Here is a 19,706-nt window from a genome sequence, read left to right as displayed (position 1 = left end):
TCCGCATGCTCGACATTGGTAAAACCCTCAACTTAAATATTTCCCCACAATAGGCATCCTCCGTCCAGCTCCAAATGCTTTAGGGGAAACGCGGACGACCGGGGCCGTTTGTTCTCGTTTAAACTCATTGATATTGACCATCCGAAGGATCCGTTTGACGAGTGCCGGGTCGTAACCCAGGGTGATGATTTCATTGGGTCCCTTTCTTTTTTCGATGTATTGATATAATATAGTATCGAGCGCATCATAGGGCGGCAGGCTGTCAGAATCTTTTTGATCGGGTCTGAGCTCAGCAGAAGGTGGTTTAGTGATCGAATTTTGAGGGATCACTCCGCCTGGCTCACTGGCGCTTTCATTTACGTATTTTACTAAATTGTAGACTTCGGTTTTGTAGACATCACCGAGTACAGACAATCCACCGCAAAGGTCGCCGTACAAAGTGCCATAACCCACTGCCATCTCGCTTTTATTGGTCGTGTTAAGGAGGATGGGTCCTAGCTTGTTGGAGGCAGCCATGAGTAGGGTGCCTCGAATCCTGGCTTGGATATTTTCTTCAGTCACATTAAAAGGCCTGTCTTGCAATATGGGAGCGAGTTGCGCTAGAAATCGATCGAACATAGGTTCTATTTCTATGATTTCGTATCGGATACCGAGATTCCTGGCCAGGGCCACGGCATCGTCCACACTGCCTTTACTGCTGTATCTTGATGGCATCATCAGCCCCATCACATTGTCTTTGCCCAATGCCCGTACCGCCAGGGCACAAGTCAGTGCAGAATCTATACCGCCGCTGAGGCCCAGGATAGCCTGCTTAAATCCAAGCTTGCCAAAATAGTCGCTGATGCCTAAGAGGATAGCATCATGCATGAGTTTATACTTTTCCTTAGGCTGCTCACCTGTTCTGCTGGGGTGACCACCATCAGTTCGAAGGATGGTTTCATTGGATTTTACTTCGTAAGTCCTGATGCATTCTTCAAAATAAGGCAATTCGTCATAGAGCGTACCATCTGCATTAAATACCAGGGATCCTCCATCAAAAACCACATCGGTCTGGGCGCCTACCGTATTGCAATAAAATAATGGCAGTTTGTATTTCAGCACGTTAGCACGCACCACCTCTATTCTTTCCTGGGCATGATCGTAAGCAAACGGCGAAGCTGAAATATTGAAGATGATATCCGGTATCTGATCGATCATTTTGTCCAGGGGACATACGGTGTACAGTGGATTTTCATTTTCCAGATTCCAGAGATCTTCGCAAACGGTCAGCGCGATGCGATAGCCTTTGAACTCAAACACTTTAAAATCATGGGATGGCTCAAAGTACCTGTATTCGTCAAATATATCATAGGTCGGGAGCAAGGTTTTATTGTGTTGATATAAGATCTTTTGATCAGCTAAAAAAAAGGCAGCATTGTGCAGGTCCTTACCCTCTTTGACAGGATTGATCGCCGGACTGCCTACCAGCACAGCGATGTCCCTGGCGGCATGTCGTATTTGATCCAGGACAGATTCAGATTGAGCGATAAAGTCACTAAACTCTAAAAAATCTCTGGGTGGATAGCCGCAGGTGGCCAATTCTGGAAAAACCACCAGATCGGATCCCTGGCTTCTGGCTAGTTCAATATAATGTAGTATTTTCTCCAGATTACCTTCAAAATTGCCAATGTGGGAGTTGATCTGTGCTAAACTTATCTGCATAAGTCAAAGGTACTATGATGGAGGGAATTGAATATGTTTACTTCAATGCTATTTAGGTCATTCAGACGAGTTTTTTAGCGATGTGATGACCAGTTTTTTTACCATGCATCCATAAAAAAAAATAGGTCTACCCAAACATCAGGCTTTCTGTAACATCGTCAATAACTTTCTGTCCAATTTGTATCCATGCCAGTCTTCGTACCCGACATCAGTGCGTCCAGAATCGATGAGGCCAAAGGATCCTTTAAATTCCCAGAGGGCGAAACCAATGTCATGGGTACCGAGTATATCGAGCACATCCGTAAACCATGCCAGGAATACTTCATGAGGGGTCTTATTAAAACAACCACATTCGCCACAATGCACCCCGATACCACTTTGTGCCAGTTTGATCCAGGGGGCATATAGATCTTCGAGCATTTTTCTGCTGAGATCCTGGTCACCCACTCTGCCAGGCCATACTGGAGTAGGCAGGCTTTCGGGATCTTTATATACCCAGCCTGCTTTATAATGAGAGATGATAGAAGGTACATATCCACGACAGCTTTGTGCTATATCCAGGTCGGTGAGCTCAGGGGTGACATCTTTGCCTACATTATTGCCATCTGCGATGATGAGGTGTTTTTTATTGACTTTTTTGATGGTGTTGTATGCTGCGAAAACTATTTTTCGATAGACTTCCCTGGCAAGGCTGTTTTTTTCCTAATTGATCATTCATATCATCGCGCCAGGCAGGTTCATTAAGCAAATCAAAACTGATTTTTTCTTGGAGGTGTTTTTAAATCGTTTTGCCCAAAACTCCCAATGAAAACAAAAATCATCTAAGGCTTGTGCATCAGTCCATAGATTGTAAGGTTCGTGAAATCCTGCGTTGATACAATAACCGGGAGCCCGGTGCAGATTGAGGGAGACATGTAAGCCATGTTTTTGAGCGTTAAACACCAGTTGTTCTATTTTATCAGTCACCGCAGAATCGATATTTCTGGTTTCCTCCGGAAGGATATTTCTGGATCGATCAAATTTGAGATATGAGGGATAGGCCATCGGTATCCTTACAAAATCAAATCCCCAATCAGCCATCCATTGAAAAAAAACTTCTGGAGTAGCATTGTGACCATTGTAGGGATTGGGAGAAAAGAAATCAAGAAAATTAAATCCTTTCCACCGCGGCAATTTGTTTTTGGTTTTTAATATTTGGGAAGGATGGGTCAGGAGACCGGCAGTAGCCAGGGAAGAAGAGCGTATAAATTCGCGTCGATTGATTTCCATGAGATAATGTTTTAAAGAGTCGTCTAATTTAGGTAAAAAAGTCAACAATCAGGATTTGGGTTTACGCCTTAATTAAAATATGATCATGAAGTCTTAAGCTAAATTCTAATTATGTTTCGAATAGTATTATGAAGGGATAAAATAATCTGTAAAAAGTAATCATTTATTGGATTTTTATCATTTATTACAAATCAAAGATGAAGATGTCCTATATTTAAAAGCTAAGAAGTTCATGCCCAAATTGAATCTTAATATATCTATGCCCATCAGCTATTTTTTTATAATCCTACACCATGATTAAAAATACTATCATTATATTTTTTGTGTTATCTCTTACCGGTCTCCACTATTTAAATGCTCAAATAGGCCAGTTCGAAAAGTCTGAAGACATAGGCAATCCTAAAATAAAAGGCTCAGCCGGTTATGATCCAACTACTCAAACCTATACGCTGAAGGGTGGAGGATCCAATATTTGGTTTAACCATGATGAGTTTCATTTTCTGTATAAAAAGATCAAAGGTGATTTTTTATTGACAGCTAATTTTCAACTCATAGGCAATGATGGAGGCAATGGCCACCGCAAGACAGGGTGGATGATTCGTGAATCAACTGACCATGATGCTGTCAGTGTCAACACTTGTTTGCACGGCGATGGACTCGTCGTGATACAATGGCGACCACTGCGCGGGGCTTATATGCGTGACCCTGAAGAGGAAATATTTTTTGCCAAACAATACTTTGGAGAAAATATCATTCAGTTAGAGCGGATTGGCAAAAAAATCACGATGCGCATAGCTCATCCGGGGGAAGCATTTGAAGAAATGGGTACGGTCGACCTGCCCACATTAAAAGATGAGGTATTGATAGGTCCTTATGCATTGGCACATGATCCTGATGGTATGCAAGAAGCACGTGTGTGGAATGTGCGTGTCTCTACCCCTATAGCTCCTGATTGGAACCCAAATCACTATGTACAGACCGTGAATTATGATAGTGTCCGGATAGGATCCAGGCTGGAAATGTTGGATGTTAATACCGGCAATACCAAGATCATGTATGAAACCCCTGTGGCCATTACCGCTGCTGCTTTTTCTAAAGATGGCAAATCGCTTCAATATATGGAAAATGGAAAGAGCTTTCGTATTCCTGCGGCAGGTGGATCCCCAGCATCCCTATCAAATGCCAGTATCTTACCTGTAACTGAATCTGACGGACAGTTTATATATTACAACGATGCCAAATCCGGCACCAATCAGATCTGGCGAAAAAAACCAGATGGGTCCGGCGCCCAACAACTCACGTATGACGCTAACCACGCCTGGTACCCTCACCTTTCTCCTGACAAAAAATCTATCGTCTACCTGGCATACCCGCATGATGTCAATCCCAAAATGCCTGTAGCCTATCAAAGAGTAGCTCTCAAATTATTGCCTCTCACCGGAGGTGGTCCCAGGACCATCGCTTATTTTTTGGAGGTAAAGGCTGTTTTGAGGTCAATGGCTGGTCTCCTGATGGTTCAAAAATCACCTTTGTGAGCAATGGAATCAGAACCCAATAAAATTAATTAGCTTACCGAATGCTGATCCCTGCTTATCAGGCCTTTGAAGCGACTGGGGAGTATAATGCTTTACCAGTTTTGATACTTTTATTTTAGGCAAATATGGGGGTGTATTGATAGGTTTTGAGTATATTTTTTTTAGTTTTACCGATCTATGGCAGAAGCGATTACTAAAGCAGAACTCAAAAAGCTACCTATCATTCCTTATGATAAAATCAGACCTTTTCTTAAAACGGGTGATCTTTTTTTTAGCTCTGGAAGTTACCTGTTTTCTGGAGCCATTCAGAATCTGACCAAGAGTGTGTGGAGTCATGTGGCAGTCGTCTATGTAGATCAGGAACTGGGTAGAGTCATGCTCCTGGAAGCGGAGCCGTATATCGGTATCCGACTCATACCTCTCTCTAAATACATTAAAGATTATAACGGCAAAAGGCGTCCATATAAAGGGCAGATCGTGGTCGCACAACTCAAAGAACCTATCCCAAAAGAAAACTTGAACAGAGGAATAAGTTTTGGTTTGGACGAACTGACCAGACCTTATGACAATTACGAGATCGCCAGAATAATGGTTCGTATATTATTAAGAATCAGCAGACGAGAGAAAAACAGGGCGTATATATGTAGCGAATTAGTGCGTGACATCCTGGCCAAATCTGGTGTAGTGATCCATTACAATGACACGTATATCAGCCCGGAAGAGGTGTATAAAGATCATAGAATCCAAGTGAAATATAGGATACTTTAATAGATTATTCCATAACCAGAAATTAAACATGGCAGTGATCGCAATTGATTTGGGAGGCACGAAAATAGCAGCTGCCTTGTTTCTTCAAAATGGTGAGTTGGTTCATAGAAAAATAACTATGCTTGATGATGCTGAAGGTGATTCAGTAGGTTCTATGATTGTGGACCTTGTCCTGGAAATGTTACACGAAGAGCACGAAATCATTTCTGGAATTGGGATTTCAGTTCCTGGGATCAGTAGAAAAAAGACAGGAAGTGTATGGGCTCCCAATATCAATGACTGGGAAGATTATCCCCTGCAGTCCAAAGTCCAATCGGCTGTACCTGGCATCCCGGTGATCATCGACAGCGATAGAGCCTGTTGTATCCTGGGAGAAGTATGGCAAGGCAATGCTCAAGGATGTTCGGATGCCATTTTCCTGACCATTGGGACCGGAATAGGAGCCGGCATTCTGGCAGATCACAAGATATTACATGGAGCACACGATATATCCGGCGCGATCGGATGGATGGCCCTTCAAAAACCATATAGTCAAAAGTATGATGCCTGCGGGTGTTTTGAATACTATGCTTCCGGGGATGGAATAGCACGGTTAGCTCAGGAGTTAGTAGAAGAAAATCAAGGTTATGGAGGAAGACTCCTTCATTCTAAAATTACTGCTCATGAGGTGTTTGATGCGTTTTCGGCTGGTGATCCGGTGGCCGTGGAAGTATTGAAACAATGCGTACAGTATTGGGGCATGGCATGCGCCAACCTGATCAGTATTTTTAATCCGGAGAAAATTATTTTTGGAGGAGGTGTCTTTGGACCGGCATTGCAGTTTTTGGATGCTATCAAAGCTGAAGCGAGTCTTTGGGCCCAGCCCATCAGCATGACCCAGGTCCGTTTTGCCCCTTCTGTCCTTGGTAGTGACACCCCTTTGTACGGAGCAGCCTACCTGGCTTTAAGCAACGTATCTTCACCATAAATTAAAAGTCAGGTAGCCATCCATGCAATCAAAACGTGTTTTTATCTCTGCCTGCCTGGGCATGTTGCTGTTCGGGATTGGATTGATCACGCTGGGCTCTGTGGCTATCGGATTGCAGGAAAAATTCCATCTGGATAAAATTTCTTCCGGCACCTTATTTTCAATTTTGCCCCTTGGCATCCTCTTAGGCTCCCTGGTATTCGGGCCTGTCTGTGATCGGTATGGATACAAGGTGTTTTTAGTCTTGTCTTGTTTCCTGATGTTTATTGGTTTTCAGGGAATTGCTCATGCCGGAACTTTATGCGTGTTAAAAATTTGTGTATTTCTATTTGGCTTTGGAGGTGGTGCTATCAACGGGGCAACCAATGCAGTGGTGTCGGATATCAGTGAATCACACAAAGCAGCCAATCTGAGTTTATTGGGGGTATTCTTTGCTTTGGGTGCCTTGGGTATGCCTCTGCTGCTGGGCATATTAAATAAGTTATATTCCTTTCAAAGTATCCTGTCTGGGGTAAGTATACTGCCTGTGCTGATTGGTACTTTCATACTATTGACTAAGTATCCGGAAGCGAAACATTCCGGTCAAATGTCTGTCCGGCATTCAATAAAATTGATCAAAGAGCCTCTATTATTACTGATTGGTTTTTTTCTGTTTTGTCAAAGTAGCTTTGAAGGTGTCATCAATAACTGGACTACGCTTTATTTGTCACAGCAGTGGCTGGCTACGGAGAGCAATGCACTGTATGGATTATCCTTATTTGTAGTAGGTATGGCGGTCATCAGATTATTGTTGGGGAGTGTATTTCGCACTATATCCTCAGCAAAGATCATGATGATGTCTTTTATTATGTTGGGTATCGGTTGTTTGATTATACAATTGGCTGGATCTTTTGCTCATGCCGTGATAGGATTGGTCGTCTGTGGTGGAGGGTTGGCAGCAGGATTTCCGGTGATGCTCGCTATATTGGGTGGCAGATATGCTCAGTTTTCCGGGACTGCCTTTGGATTGGTACTTACGATAGCTTTATTTGGAAATATGATGATGAATTATGGTATGGGTTGGATCGCAGAAGTTTTGGTATGCAGTATTACCCGGCAGTATTATTCGCCTTGTTTACCTTGATGGCAGTATTGTCCTACGGAGTGTTCAAAAAATCAAATATATAATCACTAAAAAATTAAATACGAATATGCTTGCAAAACAATGGCTGACCAACGCACTGGAGATCATGTCTCGCATCGAAGAAACTCAAATGGAACAAATACACCAGGCTGCAGTTATCATGGCTGATAGTATAGAAGCCGGCAGGTGGGTGCATACTTTTGGCTGTGGCCACGCGACCATACCGGTAGAGGAAATGTATCCACGAATCGGTGGTTTTGTAGGATTTCATCCTATGGTCGAGCTGCCCCTGACTTTTTTTTACCCGCATCACCGGAGAGATTGGGGTGCACCAATTTGTATTTTTAGAGCGTGTAGAAGGATATGGTGTTGAGATCATGAAAGGATATACTTTTGACCCCCGCGATACCATGTGGATATTTTCTCACTCTGGTATCAATAATGTCAATATCGATGTAGCCCTGGAAGCCAAGAAAAAAGGGATGAAAGTGATCGCCTATGGCTCGGCAGCTGCTGCCAAAGGCAAGGTATCCCGACACTCTAGTGGCAAGACCATATTCGATATAGCTGATTTGGTGGTAGATACCTGTGCTCCGGTGGGCGACGCTTCTGTGCCATTAAAAAATCATATAGATAAAGTCGGTCCGGTGTCCACCATGGCCTTTATCACTACGGTATGGATGACGGTGGTGACTGTAGCCGAAATATTGGCAGAACGAGGCGTTAAGCTGTATATCCATCCGTCGCACAATGTGCCTGGAGATGAGACTGCCAAAGAACGACTGGAGGATGCATTAAGTGAGTACAAGCGCAGGATTGCCGGGGTGTGATCATATTGTCCATTTTGCTATGGCTTAAGTCTAATATTAATTTATGGATATTTGCATAATCTATAAGTTTTGAATTTAATATTTTAGATAAATTTTAATCAACATGTTTACATCGAAACAATTACGATACTTGTTGCTGGCTACAATCCTCGGGATGAGTGCCTATGCATTTATAGAAAAATCCAAACCGGTCGTGCCCAATATCGTGCTTATTTTTTTTGATGACTTGGGATATGGTGACTTGTCGTGTTATGGCGCTTTGGATATTTTGACGCCTAACCTGGATCGGTTGGCTTCAGAGGGCATCCGATTTACCAATTTTCTTTCAGCCCAGGCGGTTTGTTCAGCTTCGAGGGCGGCGTTGATGACGGGTTGTTATCCCAACCGGATTGGAATCAGTGGTGCTTTGTTTCCAGGTGCCAATACAGGTATCAGCAGTGGAGAAACTACCATGGCACAATTGCTTAAACAAAAAGGGTACCATACAGCAATATATGGCAAATGGCATCTGGGCGACAAAAAAGAATATCTTCCTTTGCAACATGGCTTTGATGAATACTTTGGCATACCTTATTCCAATGATATGTGGCCGGTTGATTATGATGGCAAACCTGCAACCGCTGCAAATAAGCTGAGGTTTCCAACGCTCCCCTTAATTGATGGCAATGATATAGCGGACTCAGTGCTCACGCTGGATGATCAGGCACTACTGACCAAAAGGTATACCCAGAAAGCCATTTCTTTCATTGAGCGAAATAAAAAGGGTCCTTTTTTCCTGTACATGCCGCACAGCATGCCCCATGTCCCGATCGCTGCATCCAAAGATTTTAAAGGATCGAGTCGACAAGGCACCTATGGCGATGTGGTGCAGGAATTGGATTGGTCCGTAGGAGAAGTGATGAAAGCGTTGACCAAAAATAAACTGGATAAAAACACGCTGGTCATCGTCACCAGCGACAATGGTCCCTGGCTCAATTTTGGCAATCATGCTGGCAGTGCAGGAGGCCTTCGTGAGGGCAAAGGAACTTCATTTGAAGGAGGCCAGCGTGAACCTTGTATAGTGAGATGGCAGTCAGTCATCCCGGAGGGAAAGATCTGCAATCAGTTATGTTCCACGATTGATTTATTTCCCACTATTGCCAAACTGACTGATGCCTCGCTGCCGGAACATAAAATTGATGGCTTGGATATTTCTACCTTGTTGTTTCACCCTGCTTCACCATCCCCTAGAACTACTTTTTATTATTATTACCGCAAGAATGCCCTCGAAGCAGTGCGCAAAGATCATTGGAAGTATGTATTTCCGCATCCTGGTCGATCCTATTTGAATCAAAAGCCTGGAAAAGACGGATTCCCCGGTCCTGCTCCTGAAAATGTGGCTATTGCTGCAGGCTTATATGACTTGCGACGCGATCCTGCGGAGCAGTATGATGTATCCGAATTCAACCCTGAAGTCGTCGCTGAATTGATGAAACTAGGCGAAGTCGCAAGGGCAGACCTGGGGGACGACCTGACAAATAAAAAGGGGACAGGAGTGAGAGGAAACTGAGCTTAAATAAAAGGTTTATTCAGGTTTTTTTAATACGAAATACAGGTATTCATACTGATGATTGGCAAAGGCTTCAAACATCGAACTGCCTTGTATGGCGGCAAATTTTTTTGCTATACCGTGTAAAAAGGTGGGTACCAATTTTTGTATTAATGACAATCGTTCGTTCGTAGTTTTTGTAAGAGCCTCAAATACGTGATCTGTAATATTTTTTTCACGTATGATAATCAAATTAGAGGAGCCTAGTTGTGCTTTTAAAGTTTTGATGTCCTCCTGAAGTCTAAAGTCAGCAAACAGGAAATAACCTCCCGGTTTTAAAACCCGGTGTACCTGAGCGAGAAATTTATCCATGTGGGGGTAGCCATGCGAGGACTCTACATTGAGGAGGACATCGAAACTACAGTCTTCGAAACTCAAATTTTCAGCATCTGCCTGCAAAAACTTAATGCTTTCATTCTGGTAACGCCGATTGCAAAATTGAACAGCCTTTTCATTTAAGTCTATTCCTGTGGCAGATCCCGGATGTAAATACCGGAACAAATAATCTAACCCACCCCCTCTGCCGGCACCTACTTCCAGTATATCTTTTCCTGAAATATCGACTCCGGTAGCTACCAGATGATATAGTTGCGCGGAATATCTGTTTTTCTCATCTGACACTTTGAGAGTGATGGGCTGCTCATTGTCTGCGTAGCCGTAGTTCATGAACATTACTTCTCCATTTTTGTCAAGGGTGCTGATATACCAGTACCATATCCTGAAAAAAATACGCATCAAAAAACTATTCACTTGCAACCAATTTTATCAAACCTTCTATTTTTCGCTCCATCAATATACAATAAAGGCAGTGCATATTGCGCCGGATTCATCCTTGTCCAGGGTGCCGTTTTTAAATCTCCTTCAATTCCTTATCTTTCCCACATGATCAGACCATATATCCTGGAAGAAACCAATTGGAAACAAGTCAAAACCACGGACTACGAAGTAGCCATCTTGCCCTGGGGAGCAACGGAGGCTCACAACTACCACATGCCTTATGGTACTGACAACTACCAGGTCAATCATATCGCACAGACAGCTGCAGCAGCAGCATGGTCAGCAGGCGCAAAAGTTTTGATCTTGCCAACCTTGAGTTATGGAATACAGACTGGTCAGCTCGACATACCCTTTAGCATGAATTTATTGCCCAGTACCCAGATGATCATTATGAAAGATATCTGTGATATTTTGGTCCGGTCTGGTTGTAACAAACTGGTTATCGTCAACGGTCATGGGGGGAATAATTTTAAAAATATAATCCGGGAGCTTTCTTTTTATTTTCCTTCACTGTTTGTATGTTCTGTCAATTGGTGGGAGGCTGTGCCGACCAAAGACTATTTTGATCAGCCAGGAGATCATGCTGACGAATTCGAGACCAGTAGCATGATGCATATCCGTCCTGATCTATTATTGCCACTGGAAGAAGCTGGTGACGGAAGTACCAAAAAATTCAAAATAGATGCTTTGCGCAAAGGATGGGCTCAGGCACAGCGTAGCTGGACGGCTATCACTAAAGATACAGGTTCCGGAGATCCATCCTTATCCACACCTGATAAAGGAAAACAATATACGGAAGCTTGTATCTCCAAGCTTTCTGATTTTCTTCAATCCCTTGCAAAAGCCGACCTGGAGGACCTGTATGAATGAAACGAATAGTTGCTTTTGATGCTTTTTGATGATGTTGGTTGCATGCAAATCTTACCCTGCACTCGTCAGAATCCCTTCTGCCGATACGACCCCACCTGCTCTCAAGTTGGGAACTGACAATTAATCTGCGACGCCCATTGCTGTCATCACCGAGTTTAAAGAATCAACGAATGTCACCACCATCCATCGAGCTGACAAAGTGCACCTCTACCTCGTGGCGGAGGATATGGAAAGTGGCATTAGGCATGCTATACTGACAGGCCAGTTTGATTATCTATGGATTGATCCTTCTGCACCGGATCAGGTCACTAATTCGCATGGTAGTATCCCAGGTCAAACCATCCACCTCGATATGCTGACGCTTCAATCACTTAAAGAATGGATATTGGACGGAAATAGGCTATTGGCCAATTTTGAATGCGGAACAGGATTGGATTATTCCAAAGGAAAGTTTGAAAAAGTGGCATGGCCGTGAAACAATTGAAAGGATACCAGTAAGTCATCATTGACCATCCAGGTTTTACCCTAGACAATAGATACCGCTTATTTCTTCGGATTTCATCCAGCCCCTACTTGGAATTAACCGGTCGGGTAGCCCAAAAACTTGCCAATAAAGAACCTGTGATATTCATCAATGGGCCAAACAGGGCAGAAGCCAAACCCACGGTCGCTATTTTACCCATTTGCACTGCCAGTGCCGAAGCAAGTCCACCATTTTGCAAGCCGACTTCGATCGCTACTGTACGACAATCTTGTTCCGGAAGTTTGAATAATAATTTGGAGCTGAAGTAGCCGATTACAAAACCACCCAGGTTATGCAACAATACTGCTACCAATAATAATCCTCCTACGGTAGCCAGTGATTCGTGACCTGCAGCTGTAACCGTGACGATGACAAAGCCGATTCCCGCCATAGAAATCAAAGGGAGTACTTTTTGTAATCGTTTGGATAATGCAGGCAATAGGGCATTGATCCCTACACCCAATAAGATCGGTAGAATCACAATCTTGGTGATATCCCACATCATTTTCCACACATCAATATTGATATACCCTCCGCCCAAAAACTTCATAAAAAATGGAGTAAGAAATGGTGCTAACAAAGTAGCACACGAAGTAATCGTAATAGACAAGGCAACATTGGCTTTTGCGATATAGGCCATCACATTGGATGCAAGACCACTTGGGCTGCTGCCGATCAGGATGATACCCGCAGCGATCTCAGGAGGAAAATTGAACATTTTGGCAATACCAAATCCCAAAAAAGGCATGATGGCAAACTGGCACATCAGACCGACCAATACTCCTTTTGGATTTTGTATGACTCCTTTGAAGTCATCTGCAGACATGGTAGTCCCCATCCCAAACATGATCACTTGCAACATTGGCATGATGAGGGTAGTGAGCTTTATACCTCCAGCTTCTATAAATAAACCGGGAAAAAAATAAGCTACGATGACAGCTAGAATAATGAAGATGGTATAAGTATAGTTTTTCATGCAATCGATTGAATTGTGAACAAAATACAAAAGGTTTTTAGATATCGATACCCATTTTTTTCATCAGGAAGCTGGCATTGGCTGAGGTACAGACACCTTCTTTTATTTTATAATCAAATTTGAGTGTATCCTGATCGATATACGAATCGAAATAATAGTTTTTGACTGCCTCGTCGAATTGGTCTTTGAAGGTAGACAAAGCAGTATCATGGGAGGCGATGATGCCTACGGCGCCTGATTGGATCAATTGATGGATGAGTCCTCTGGACCCAAGTTTTCTATCTTCAGTATTGGTGCCACGGAGCATTTCATCTATCAGGATGATCACCTGTAGCTTTTGTTGAACTGCATCGAGTATGGCTTTGATTTTTTTGAGTTCTGCGTAAAAAGTAGATGTTTCTTCCTGGAGATTGTCTGAGATACGCATCGAGGTCATTACTTTTCCGGGACTGAGGATAAATGACTGTGCGTGCACTGGTGATCCTATCCCTGCCAGGATCATATTGGTACCTAAGGCTCTCAGGAAAGTACTTTTCCCCGCCATATTGGAGCCGGTGATCAAATCGATGCGATTAGGAGATTTCATGGTAAAATCATTGACCACAGCTTTAGATTTTGGCAACAACGGATGTGCCAGCCCTTTTGCTTCTAATACAAACCACTCATCCTGGATTTCAGGATAGGCCCAGTCGGGATGATTGTGTGCAAGATTGGCAAAGGAGTTTAGTGCTTCTATTTCTGCCAGTGCTTCAAACCAGTGTTGAATATCTCCTTTAAATTCTTTTCTCCAGGCGATCAGTGCTATCCAGTTTTGCAGATCCCACCACGTAAAAAAATTGAGCGGGATATGTACTATGGGGTTGAGTCTGTAGTCGTACCGCTCCAGGATGAGTCTTAATTTTTTGATACTGGCAGCAGAGGAATGAGGCTTTTTGACTTTTTGAGCGATGTCCTGCAACAATGGATTGATGAAGGATTCTTGTTCTATCGCTTCAATACAGGGGAGTAAGGTGGACAGCTCTTTAGAGATACGATCCAAGTGTTTGAACCATTTATTCGCTCGAAATGCAATGAACCCTATTACTCCAAACATCAGCAATACAAAAAGGGTATACCTGTTGATCGAAATGCGGTGAAAAGCATATGCCAGCGTAACAGTGATAGACAACATAGATAAAATGACGGCAAAAACTTTTTTTAATAAAAGCTCCTCAGAAAGATCTTTCTGGCCAATCCAATCCGTCAATAAGTCCTGCGTTTGTTGTCTGACAGGATGTTGCATTTGGATCGCCATCAATAACTGACGCCAATCCAATTTGGCGCTCAATTCCTTAAGTGCCTCCTGACGCAATAAAATCTGAGTCTTGTTGTTTAGACTACCAAGCATATGAGCCACCTTATCTGACCCTTGCTGAGAAACAGAGCGATTGATATATTGGTACAAAGAGCCGGGTCCAAAGATATCCAAATCATTATCCTGACCAGGTATTTTTGAGATATATTGATCGCCAGCAGGACGATCAGCGTACTGGCCTGACAATACGGCGTGCTCATTTTGATTGATGAGCAAAAGATTTTTATGCAATATCAGACTGTTTTCGATGTGTTTTGATTTTGAAACCAAAAATAGAAATATGACAATGATAACAGGCAGGCCCCCAGCCAAAAAAAGCGTGTAGTTCCACAAATAGATGACCGAGGCGATGCCGATGACAAAAGTCAGAAGTCGGGCACGGCCGATCAGTTGACTTTGGTGGGTAAGAGCGTTGATAATGGATTGAAACCGATCGATTCTTTGATTATAATTAACTGACATTCTTTTGTGTGATCTACTGGAGTTTAAGATTAGCTTTGAACAAAATTACTTTTGTCCAATTTAAGCTCGCCATGCCAGCGATAGGCAGTGATGGATTCAGATTTTGCTACGCCAAAATCAAGGCAACAGATGTTTTTTCCCAATAAGCGGGGATGCCCACTCAAGTTATAATGACCAAAAAACACCGGAACAGCCTTTTCAAGATATTTCAGATCTAAACTTATCAAATTAGAAGGGACCTTATAATTAGGGAGCTTGCTTTTGGCTTGCGTGGATAGTTGTCTATAGGTTTTGCCATGGTGATCCTCCCACCATTTCACCCGTGTAAATCCGCGGCGCACAGACTCTGCGTCCAGTCCCCTCTTATTCCTGGGTAATGGGATCTCTACCCCTTTTAAGATAATATTGAGGGCTTTATTTTCCTGGTCCCGGGATTGAAAAGTTTTGATTAACAATTCTCTATTGAGTTTATTGTGTGGAAAATGTTTTCTCACATAGTCAATACTCTCCTGGTGCCAACAGGCATGAACTACCCTAAAATCTTCAAATTCTAAAAATAAAGGCAGTGAAAACATCCAATCTATATAATCATGTAGTTCCGCCTCGGCATTTTTAAAACTTTCTAAGACCGGTACCAATTGCAGGATGTTGCGGATATTATGGCTCTGCAGGGGTTTGTTATGATCGTTGAGGCAGAAAAAAGCCATCAGATTAAGCTCATGATTCCCAAGTATGGCTTTCGCATGTCCCGATTGGACCATAGGTCTGACGATCTCCAACACTGCTTTTGAGTCCGGACCGCGATTGATCAGGTCACCAACGAAGATGGCTTTTCGTTTTTCGTGTTGGTACAATCCTTTTTTGGGTTTATATCCAAGCTTGTCCAAAAGCTTGATCAATTGTAAGGCATGTCCATGAATATCTCCTATTATATCAAACATAGCTGGTCCGTTTTTAGAATTTGGACCGATCAGGGCAAAGATATAGATCTCCTTATACTTTAACCAAAGTAGTGTTGGAATACCTTAATTGATTGAAAATTGAGGCTCTGGGGAGAGGCCTAAAAAGCATTTTACAGTTGTCCTTATTGGTTGTACTTTTGGCAAATGCAAAAAATTATTTGTTTCGTGCTCTTTTCCATCGCCGGCCTGATGGCAAATCCATTGGCAGGGCAAGCCGACTATTTTTTAGTAGTAGGTACCTATTCGACAACTCCCTCTGATGGTATTGAAGTTTTTAGCTTTGATAGCCATAACGGGGCTTTTCAGTTCGTGCAAAAGACTGCTGCAAAAAATCCTTCTTTTCTAGCTATTTCTCCGGTTCAAAAGCACTTATATGCTGTTGGTGAATCGGGTCAGCCAAGTGGTGGAATCGTATCTTCTTATACTCTAAATGCATCCAATGGGCATCTGGAGTGGTTAAATAGCCAATCCTCGATGGGTAATCATCCTTGCTACGTTTCTGTACATAAATCAGGGCATTGGATAGCTGCCTCTAATTATTCCAGTGGCAACCTGGTATATTATCCCACCGCTGCTGATGGCTCACTCCAGGCTCCGATCAACATTCAGCATCAGGGTAGCAGTGTAGTCAAAGGTCGCCAGGATGGTCCTCATGCTCATTCTGCGGTATTTTCTCCTGACTATAAATACTTGCTGGTCCAGGATCTGGGTATGGACAAAATTATGATCTATCCCATCGATGGTACCGGCAAGATCAATCAAAATAAACCGAGTTTTTATAAAACAAAACCCGGGGCAGGTCCCCGTCATCTGGAGTTTCATCCCAATGGCAAGTGGGCTTATCTCATGGAAGAGCTCTCTGGCAATTTGACAGCACTTTCTTATAGTAAAGGTAAATTGAAAGAACTTAACTCTCTCAACGCGTATCCATCAGACTACAAAGGACCTTATGGATCAGCCGATGTACATGTATCGCCTGATGGGAAATATGTATATGGGTCTAATCGGGGTGAATCCAATACGCTGGGTATCTTCAAAATAGATCAGTCTAATGGCAAAATATCGATGGTAGGAACTCAGTCCACCCTGGGACAAATGCCCAGAAATTTTAGTTTTGATCCTACGGGCAATTATCTGTTGGCAGCCAACCAAAATAGCAATGATGTAGTGGTCTTTAAAGTGAATAAGGATACCGGGTTACTCACAGATACCGGTACCAGGCTGACAGTCAACAAACCTGTTTGTCTTAAATGGGTTAAAAAACAATGATGGGAAAGTGATAAGTGAATTGCACGAATTAGCAACCTTAATATGTCCTTTCCTAAAAGCAACAATTTGAAGCTTTTGACCTTTTACCTATTCAAGTCTACCTATTAAAAGTTATTGGATGATTTCTAACCTGAAATCAAAGTAACCATGCTCAATTCTTTAGCGAGCTGATGAATGGCGTGTTCTATTTTTTGAGTTTGTTTGAACGAAGGAAACTTGTTTCCGGAAGAGTACTGACGAAGTAATGAGGCATTTATGTTAGTTAATTGAGCAATCTTTGATTGGTTTAGAAAATTAAAATTGTCAAAAAAAGCACTGATATCGTACGCATGATCTAATTGTTCAATATTCATATCATGAAATTGATTCAAAAGAGCTTTCATTTTTAAATCTAATTCACCTACGGTTTCTGCTGAATCAACAATCAGATTGTCTTCAATAAGGATACGACCCCAAAATTTTTTATCAGGCCCTCTTTCGATTATTAATTGTATTTTTTTCATGGTATATTTATATAGCTATTTTAATCCAGCTTGCTTCAAGATTGAATTTACAATTCCTTTTGGCATGTCTCCTGAATGGATGGGTATAGTAACTTTTCCTTTTTTTATTGGATGAATTAATTGAAGATGACTGCCTTTTTGAGATATCTTCAACCATCCATCTTTATAAAGTATTTTTAAAATTTCCCGGGCAGTCATCATCAAAGGTAACATATTTGTTACTTAATTTAGATGTTTATTTTTGGATAACATCCTTAATGGCAAGATTTAAATAAAGCCCTATATTCAATTCATGAACAAGATATTTTTATCAATAGCTTTGTTGTCTTTATCCTATTTGTCCCAGGCTCAGACAGGACGCTATATATATGTAGCCGAGGATCAGGGGTGGATCTATATCTATGATATTGAAAATCAACATCAATTGGTCAAAAAGTTTGAAGTGCCCGGTACAGGAGAATACAAAGGCGTCAGTGCCGATGCAACACGGGGCAGGCTATATCTTAGTTCTTATACCAATGATCAGTTTGTATGTGTAGACCTACGGACTGAAAAAATATTGTGGTCGATTCCGATCATTGGTTATCCTGACAGCCATGCCCAGACTCCGGATGGCAAATATATCTACCTCCCTAAAAGGCATGCCCGGAGTTGGGATGTAATAGATGCAGACCAGGGCAAGATCGTCGCCAATATACCCATACCTTATGGCAATCCTCACAATACCTGGGCCAGTAAAGATGGCACCAAAATGTATCTGGCAGCCCTTGGCAATGAATATCTATATGTAGCTGATGTTAAGACCAATAAAATAATCAGCCAGGTAGGCCCGTTTCAGCCCAACCAGGAGGACCCCTGGGGTTGGACGCAGAAAAAGCACAATGGGCCCAAAGGGATCAGGCCTTTTGCGGTATCCAATGATGATCATTATTGTTATGTCAATCTGGATGGTGTGCTGGGCTATGAGATCGGTGATATCACTACCGGCAAACGGATAGGTCGGGTAGATGTAGCAGGGTTTGAATTAAAACGTGGAGGCCATCTCACCACCAGTCATGGGGTAAATTTTCCGCCTGATGAGAAAGAAATCTGGGTTTCCAATGATGCCGGACCTTTTATCCATGTCTTCGATGCCACTGTCAATCCGCACCATAAAATAGCAGATATACCGCTCTCCGGCCGCAATGGATGGATCACTTTTAGCATACCTGGCGATTATGCATATGCAGCCAGTGGGGATGTGATTGATGCAAAAACCAAAAAAATCGTTGCCCACCTGGTAGTCAGTGAAAAGCTGTTGGAAATCGATTTCAAAGACGGCAAGGCTGTACAGGCTGGTACCAGGTAAGCCTCAGTTATGGTTGATAAATGGCTAAATAACAGGAATCTCTGAGTGGCTCACCAAAAGAATTGGACGCATTGTGAAGTCTCCTGATCTCAAGAGTTGGGGGTCAAACCAATTATATGGTGATCTACTGTTTTAATTTAGCGGTGATGTTAAAGTCCTGAAGCACTGCATCGAGAATGGGCTCATCCCCTTTTTGATATTTCTCCCGGAGGCGATATCCATAGAATCTGCTGAAAGTATCCCAATAGCTTGCTGTAAAACCACCCCTGACATCTTTGATCAGATCAAAAAAGGAGACATCAAGCTCTCTTTCTATCATTTTGATCATCACCTTGCCCTGGGTCCTGGTCATATTTTTAAAAGTCTCCTTGTAATCGCTTTTATACTCTTTATTGAGATCACGGATGAATTTTTTTCTTTTTCCGCGTTTAAGATCCTCCGTTTCTTCTTTTATTTTCCGAAAGACCTCGATAGCTTCTTTGGCAAAAGGATAGACATCAGCAGCGTATCTTTTATAGCGCATGTATAACCGATAATCATCATAACTATTAAAACTCCTTGGCGAAGAGATATTTACATCTTGCAGATCTGCCATATATAAGGTATCATCCCCATTGATCAATAATTTTACGACTTGACCCTGGACTACTTTTTTTACCTCCAGATCTGCTTGTGTAGCAGCTGGCCCCTGTACTTGCGCAGGTGTAGGTATGGATGATTGAGCCTGTACAGCCTGTAAACTGACAGAAATAATAACATAAATCAGGAACCACCGCCTATACATTGTGCTTAAAACATGCGAACTTCGCGCAAAAGTTTGACTCCCATCAAATCTTAATACTTTAATAACTAAATTCTCGTTGTTAGTCATGCGTGGATAC

At 42.4% G+C, this 19,706-nt stretch carries 17 protein-coding genes and 2 pseudogenes; 10 read left to right on the top strand and 9 right to left on the bottom strand.

Annotated features, from left to right (window positions below; translation table 11 throughout):
* Nucleotides 1-27: 27 nt before the first annotated feature.
* Nucleotides 28-1,701: an NAD+ synthase gene (locus IPJ09_12745; protein ID MBK7372285.1), complete on the bottom strand. Its 1,674-nt coding sequence runs from the start codon at nucleotides 1,699-1,701 to the stop codon at nucleotides 28-30.
* Between the two features lie 138 nt (nucleotides 1,702-1,839).
* Nucleotides 1,840-2,964, bottom strand: a pseudogene (locus IPJ09_12740) (cellulase family glycosylhydrolase).
* 1,429 nt (nucleotides 2,965-4,393) lie between these two features.
* Here IPJ09_12740 and IPJ09_12735 point away from each other — a divergent pair.
* From IPJ09_12735 to IPJ09_12710, 6 genes and pseudogenes are all read left to right on the top strand, one after another.
* Nucleotides 4,394-4,528 (top strand): PD40 domain-containing protein, encoded by a 135-nt coding sequence (locus IPJ09_12735; GenBank protein ID MBK7372284.1) that lies wholly within the window; start codon nucleotides 4,394-4,396, stop codon nucleotides 4,526-4,528.
* 154 nt (nucleotides 4,529-4,682) lie between these two features.
* A complete protein-coding gene (locus IPJ09_12730) occupies nucleotides 4,683-5,273 on the top strand; it encodes a hypothetical protein (GenBank protein MBK7372283.1) in 591 nt (196 codons plus the stop codon).
* Nucleotides 5,274-5,301: 28 nt separating this feature from the next.
* Nucleotides 5,302-6,240 carry an ROK family protein gene (locus IPJ09_12725; GenBank protein ID MBK7372282.1) on the top strand — a complete coding sequence of 313 codons (939 nt, stop codon included), beginning with the start codon at nucleotides 5,302-5,304 and terminating at the stop codon, nucleotides 6,238-6,240.
* A 22-nt stretch (nucleotides 6,241-6,262) separates the two neighbouring features.
* Nucleotides 6,263-7,363 (top strand): MFS transporter, encoded by a 1,101-nt coding sequence (locus tag IPJ09_12720; GenBank protein ID MBK7372281.1) that lies wholly within the window; start codon nucleotides 6,263-6,265, stop codon nucleotides 7,361-7,363.
* A 67-nt stretch (nucleotides 7,364-7,430) separates the two neighbouring features.
* Nucleotides 7,431-8,193, top strand: a pseudogene (locus IPJ09_12715) (sugar isomerase domain-containing protein).
* 103 nt (nucleotides 8,194-8,296) lie between these two features.
* Nucleotides 8,297-9,742, top strand: a complete 1,446-nt coding sequence (locus IPJ09_12710; protein ID MBK7372280.1) for a sulfatase — start codon at nucleotides 8,297-8,299, stop codon at nucleotides 9,740-9,742.
* Nucleotides 9,743-9,757: 15 nt separating this feature from the next.
* Here IPJ09_12710 and IPJ09_12705 read toward each other — a convergent pair whose 3' ends face one another.
* The gene (locus IPJ09_12705) at nucleotides 9,758-10,531 is read right to left on the bottom strand and encodes a class I SAM-dependent methyltransferase (GenBank protein ID MBK7372279.1); all 774 of its coding nucleotides are present in this window, start codon (nucleotides 10,529-10,531) and stop codon (nucleotides 9,758-9,760) included.
* A 135-nt stretch (nucleotides 10,532-10,666) separates the two neighbouring features.
* Between IPJ09_12705 and IPJ09_12700 the strand changes: the two genes are divergently transcribed.
* Nucleotides 10,667-11,428, top strand: a complete 762-nt coding sequence (locus IPJ09_12700; GenBank protein MBK7372278.1) for a creatininase family protein — start codon at nucleotides 10,667-10,669, stop codon at nucleotides 11,426-11,428.
* A gap of 199 nt (nucleotides 11,429-11,627) precedes the next feature.
* Entirely contained in the window at nucleotides 11,628-11,903 is a 276-nt protein-coding gene (locus tag IPJ09_12695; protein ID MBK7372277.1) for a hypothetical protein, read from the top strand.
* Nucleotides 11,904-11,997: 94 nt separating this feature from the next.
* On the opposite strand, the gene IPJ09_12690 is transcribed toward IPJ09_12695, so the two are convergent.
* The 3 genes from IPJ09_12690 to IPJ09_12680 are packed head-to-tail and all read right to left on the bottom strand — an operon-like array spanning nucleotide 11,998 to nucleotide 15,684.
* Nucleotides 11,998-12,927 carry a bile acid:sodium symporter family protein gene (locus tag IPJ09_12690; protein ID MBK7372276.1) on the bottom strand — a complete coding sequence of 310 codons (930 nt, stop codon included), beginning with the start codon at nucleotides 12,925-12,927 and terminating at the stop codon, nucleotides 11,998-12,000.
* Nucleotides 12,928-12,964: 37 nt separating this feature from the next.
* Entirely contained in the window at nucleotides 12,965-14,743 is a 1,779-nt protein-coding gene (locus IPJ09_12685) for a hypothetical protein (protein MBK7372275.1), read from the bottom strand.
* 29 nt (nucleotides 14,744-14,772) lie between these two features.
* Nucleotides 14,773-15,684, bottom strand: a complete 912-nt coding sequence (locus IPJ09_12680) for a metallophosphoesterase (GenBank protein MBK7372274.1) — start codon at nucleotides 15,682-15,684, stop codon at nucleotides 14,773-14,775.
* A gap of 186 nt (nucleotides 15,685-15,870) precedes the next feature.
* Here IPJ09_12680 and IPJ09_12675 point away from each other — a divergent pair, with 186 nt between their 5' ends.
* Nucleotides 15,871-16,974, top strand: coding sequence for a lactonase family protein (locus IPJ09_12675; GenBank protein ID MBK7372273.1), 1,104 nt, complete (start codon nucleotides 15,871-15,873; stop codon nucleotides 16,972-16,974).
* A gap of 125 nt (nucleotides 16,975-17,099) precedes the next feature.
* Here the strand turns inward: IPJ09_12675 and IPJ09_12670 are convergent, their stop codons facing one another.
* Together IPJ09_12670 and IPJ09_12665 are read right to left on the bottom strand one after the other, a co-directional pair.
* The gene (locus IPJ09_12670; GenBank protein MBK7372272.1) at nucleotides 17,100-17,477 is read right to left on the bottom strand and encodes a hypothetical protein; all 378 of its coding nucleotides are present in this window, start codon (nucleotides 17,475-17,477) and stop codon (nucleotides 17,100-17,102) included.
* A 15-nt stretch (nucleotides 17,478-17,492) separates the two neighbouring features.
* Nucleotides 17,493-17,675 carry a type II toxin-antitoxin system HicA family toxin gene (locus IPJ09_12665; GenBank protein MBK7372271.1) on the bottom strand — a complete coding sequence of 61 codons (183 nt, stop codon included), beginning with the start codon at nucleotides 17,673-17,675 and terminating at the stop codon, nucleotides 17,493-17,495.
* A 94-nt stretch (nucleotides 17,676-17,769) separates the two neighbouring features.
* Between IPJ09_12665 and IPJ09_12660 the strand changes: the two genes are divergently transcribed.
* Nucleotides 17,770-18,825: a YncE family protein gene (locus IPJ09_12660; protein ID MBK7372270.1), complete on the top strand. Its 1,056-nt coding sequence runs from the start codon at nucleotides 17,770-17,772 to the stop codon at nucleotides 18,823-18,825.
* A gap of 124 nt (nucleotides 18,826-18,949) precedes the next feature.
* Here the strand turns inward: IPJ09_12660 and IPJ09_12655 are convergent, their stop codons facing one another.
* On the bottom strand, nucleotides 18,950-19,609 hold the full coding sequence (locus IPJ09_12655; GenBank protein MBK7372269.1) for a DUF4294 domain-containing protein: 660 nt from the start codon (nucleotides 19,607-19,609) through the stop codon (nucleotides 18,950-18,952).
* Nucleotides 19,610-19,706 lie beyond the last annotated feature (97 nt).

The organism is Saprospiraceae bacterium, from assembly GCA_016709995.1.
GTDB lineage: Bacteria > Bacteroidota > Bacteroidia > Chitinophagales > Saprospiraceae > JADJLQ01.
This window is presented reverse-complemented; position numbering and strand designations above follow the sequence as displayed.

What these genes read in the sequence shown, in the direction of transcription:
- IPJ09_12665 (MBK7372271.1), bottom strand. Translation starts at nt 17,675, where the DNA reads ATGACTGCCCGGGAAATTTTAAAAATACTTTATAAAGATGGATGGTTG.
- IPJ09_12710 (MBK7372280.1), top strand. Translation starts at nt 8,297, where the DNA reads ATGTTTACATCGAAACAATTACGATACTTGTTGCTGGCTACAATCCTC.
- IPJ09_12680 (MBK7372274.1), bottom strand. Translation starts at nt 15,684, where the DNA reads ATGTTTGATATAATAGGAGATATTCATGGACATGCCTTACAATTGATC.
- IPJ09_12730 (MBK7372283.1), top strand. Translation starts at nt 4,683, where the DNA reads ATGGCAGAAGCGATTACTAAAGCAGAACTCAAAAAGCTACCTATCATT.
- IPJ09_12745 (MBK7372285.1), bottom strand. Translation starts at nt 1,701, where the DNA reads ATGCAGATAAGTTTAGCACAGATCAACTCCCACATTGGCAATTTTGAA.
- IPJ09_12720 (MBK7372281.1), top strand. Translation starts at nt 6,263, where the DNA reads ATGCAATCAAAACGTGTTTTTATCTCTGCCTGCCTGGGCATGTTGCTG.
- IPJ09_12685 (MBK7372275.1), bottom strand. Translation starts at nt 14,743, where the DNA reads ATGTCAGTTAATTATAATCAAAGAATCGATCGGTTTCAATCCATTATC.
- IPJ09_12725 (MBK7372282.1), top strand. Translation starts at nt 5,302, where the DNA reads ATGGCAGTGATCGCAATTGATTTGGGAGGCACGAAAATAGCAGCTGCC.
- IPJ09_12655 (MBK7372269.1), bottom strand. Translation starts at nt 19,609, where the DNA reads ATGTATAGGCGGTGGTTCCTGATTTATGTTATTATTTCTGTCAGTTTA.
- IPJ09_12670 (MBK7372272.1), bottom strand. Translation starts at nt 17,477, where the DNA reads ATGAAAAAAATACAATTAATAATCGAAAGAGGGCCTGATAAAAAATTT.
- IPJ09_12690 (MBK7372276.1), bottom strand. Translation starts at nt 12,927, where the DNA reads ATGAAAAACTATACTTATACCATCTTCATTATTCTAGCTGTCATCGTA.
- IPJ09_12660 (MBK7372270.1), top strand. Translation starts at nt 17,770, where the DNA reads ATGAACAAGATATTTTTATCAATAGCTTTGTTGTCTTTATCCTATTTG.